This is a genomic window from Paraburkholderia ribeironis (assembly GCF_900019265.1).
Classification (GTDB): Bacteria; Pseudomonadota; Gammaproteobacteria; order Burkholderiales; family Burkholderiaceae; genus Paraburkholderia; species Paraburkholderia ribeironis.
This window is the reverse complement of sequence record NZ_CYGX02000074.1, coordinates 1-3156: the sequence shown is the minus strand read 5'-3', so window position 1 is coordinate 3156 and position 3156 is coordinate 1. Positions and strand designations below refer to the sequence as shown.

The window sequence follows — 3156 nt, the reverse complement described above, 5'->3', positions numbered from 1 at the left end:
CAAGGCTGACGTGAGCTGGATCATGGCGCACTGCGCCGGATCTGAAACTACTGGTTGCAGGTTTTTCTCAGGTGTAAAAACAGGCGGAGAGTGAGCTGGGTAAAGGGATTCGAGCGGTTGTCGTCGAAGCGGCTAGAATCCATCGCTTTGATGATGGAAAATGGCCCAACGCCAAGCCCGACAAGGGATTCCGGTGGAATTGAGCGAAGCGCAATTCAACGAATTTGTCTTGCCTCATTTACCACGGGGTCGTCGTGGCCCGCTGCCGCGACTGCCACTGTACAGTCGGAGTAGGAATGACAGTCGCCCATCACCCCCTCCACAGATCCGTACGTGCGGAATTACCGCATACGGCTCCTGCCTTGGGTCGTAACGATCAGACGTTGGTTCGGATATGGATGACATATATGAGCCAGGGGCAACCAAAGTGCTACGAGCCGGGTCATCCGCAGCCAGGTCAGGCGATGCTTCTGACTACGGCGGCGCAACGTGCGGTACCACAGGCGGGCAATACCAACCCGGAAGCACCCGAGGCGCGATCCGTTTCGTGGCACGCCAAAGTACCGCACATGCCCAGCCACCACGGCGCGCAGATACCGCCCCTGCTCCGCAATAGTCTGGTGCATGCGTCGTCGCAGTTGTTCCTTGACTGTCTGAAGCTTGGCTCGCATTCGTTTGGCGCTGGTCAGCCGCAATACCGCAAACTTTCCTTTACGGGTCTTCCCGCAGCAATGCGTGAAGCCCAGGAAGTCGAAGGTCTGCGGCTTACCGCCGCCGCGGCGTCGACAGTTCTCGCGCGCAAAGCGTCCGAACTCGATCAGCCGCGTCTTGCTCTCGTGCAGCTTCAGGCCGAAGCGGGCCAGTCGTTCAGTCACTTCGCGCTGGAAGCGCTCCGCATCCCGCACGTACTGGAAACCCGCGACCCAATCATCGGCATACCGCACAACGATCATGTCGCCTTCGGCGTGCCGCGCACGCCACTGCTTCACCCACAGATCGAACGTGTAGTGCAGGTAGATGTTCGACAACAGCGGCGAGATGCTGCCGCCCTGAACGGTACCAACTTCACTTTGCGTCAACCTGCCGTCTTCCAGCACGCCAGCGTGCAGCCATTTCTTGATGAGCCGCAGCACCCGCGTGTCCGCTACCCGGTGCTCGATGAATCTCATCAGCCAGTCGTGTTCGATTGTGTCGTAGAACTTGCTGATGTCCGCATCGAGTATCCAGCTCACCTTTCTGCGCTCGATACCTACACTCACGGCGTCGAGCGCGTTGTGCGCACTCTTGCCGGGACGGAAGCCGTAACTGAACCCGACGAAGTCCTGTTCGTAGATCGCGTTGAGTACTTCGACCGTGGCGAGCTGGACGAGTTTGTCTTCCAGCGCCGGCACGCCCAGCGGGCGCTTGCTGCCGTCGGCCTTGTCGATGTACACGCGCCTGACAGGCTGGGGCCGGTAAGCCCCCCGGGTCAGGCGGTCGGACAGGTCCAGAAGCCGTGCTTCGAGGTCCAGTCCGTACGACTGCCACGTCTGGCCGTCCACCCCGGCAGCCGCCTTGCGCTCCAGCGCAAAGTAGGCTACCCGCAGGCGGTCGACCGCGTAGATGTGATGCATCAGGGTGGTGAACTTCGCACCCGGTCGTCCTTTGGCCGTCTGTCGTATGCCGTCGAGCGCGGTTCCCATGTCATATTCCCGCCCCAATCTGCGGGACATGCGCGCCGCGACTGCATTGCCCTTGGCCTGCCGCCTTCCCTCCACCGCCTCCGCCACCGCAGGAGTTGCACCCGCAGTATTGTTCGGCAGCTTCTCAGATACTACGCAGCAGTCCGACTTCCCACGCCCGTAGCTCATCGTCGTGCGCCCTCAGGCTTCACGATGCGCACTGCGCCCGACGCTTCCCAGCGCGGCACAGTAGGGCCCGGGACCTCCCGGTTCCCGAGCAAAGTGTTTCCGCACGTGCACGGGGTCTCTGACCGCGCGGGGTCCGGCACTGCCTCGCCAATGCGGCAGCGTCGGTGTGGCCTTCGGCGTAGATCCAGCGCCTCGGCACCCCGATCATCTCGTAGCTCATGCCACGAGGAGTTTATTTCGCGGCTCAATACCCGGCCCGGGCGTACCCCTGTCAACGCTTCGCCTGCACCCTCACGGGTACACACGCATGACTCGGGGCCGCCGTGGCTGGCTAGGCCTTCAACGTATGACTCTTTCATTCACAACACTTTGCCGGTTTGACCGGCGCACGGATCTTCAACTACATCCTGAAGGCTCTGTACCTTGGATGCCAGTGGCACATGCTGCCGATAGACAGGAATCAGCAGGGTCGACGCGAAATTCATCCGACCAGCATTTACCGGATCTTTCGTCGCTGGCAGGCGAGCGGATGTTTCGACGCGATCTTTCTGGCGTCAGTGCGCCGGCTTCAGGAGGACCAGTTGCTCGATCTGTCGATCATTCACGGCGACGGCACAACGACTGCGGCAAAGAAAGGCGGCGACAATCTCGGTTTCAGCGGTCACAAAAGACTCAAGGGCTGCAAGATCGTGGCTTTCTGTGATCGGCGCTGCAACGTCATCGCACCGTTCGTGGTCGCACCCGCCAATCACAACGAATCGCCGATGTTACGCGAGGCATTGCCCACACTGATGAAGACCGCCCGCGAAGCAGGTCTGACACTACACGGCACCATCGTCAGCCTCGATGGCGCCTACGATTGCCGGGTGAATCGCAAGGCCATCTTTAATCGTGGCATGGTGCCCAACATCAACCCGAACCCGCGTGGCAGGAAAACGCCCAAACGCGGCCGCAAGGCGCTGTTCGAGCCGGCCATTTTTAAAGAGCGCTTCAACACCATTGAGCGGCTGTTCGGCTGGGAAGATAAGTTTCGCCGCCTGCTGTTGCGCTTCGAACGTCTCAGCCCTCTTCACTACGCGTTCAAGACACTCGCCTACACGATGATCAACCTGCGGCACTACTGTCGCAGCTAATCGAACGGCGTCGCCGCAGCTTTCAGATCCGGCGCAGTGCGCCATGATCCAGCTCACGTCAGCCTTGTAGAATCAATTTGCATTCCGTACGATATGAAGAAAACCCCATCATGGCCGATCAAATCAAAACCTGCAATCAGTAGGGGCTCTGTCTCTTATACACATCTGACGCT

At 60.1% G+C, this 3156-nt stretch carries 2 protein-coding genes; one reads left to right on the top strand and one right to left on the bottom strand.

Annotation, left to right across the window (positions count from 1 at the left end):
- Positions 1-341: 341 nt before the first annotated feature.
- Positions 342-1682 (bottom strand): group II intron reverse transcriptase/maturase, encoded by a 1341-nt coding sequence (gene ltrA / locus BN2475_RS28355; RefSeq protein ID WP_342744660.1) that lies wholly within the window; start codon positions 1680-1682, stop codon positions 342-344.
- Between the two features lie 749 nt (positions 1683-2431).
- On the opposite strand from ltrA, the gene BN2475_RS34385 reads away from it, so the two are divergent.
- Positions 2432-2983, top strand: coding sequence for a transposase (locus BN2475_RS34385; protein ID WP_245841650.1), 552 nt, complete (start codon positions 2432-2434; stop codon positions 2981-2983).
- Positions 2984-3156: the final 173 nt, after the last annotated feature.

What these genes read in the sequence shown, in the direction of transcription:
- ltrA (WP_342744660.1), bottom strand. Translation starts at nt 1,682, where the DNA reads ATGGGAACCGCGCTCGACGGCATACGACAGACGGCCAAAGGACGACCG.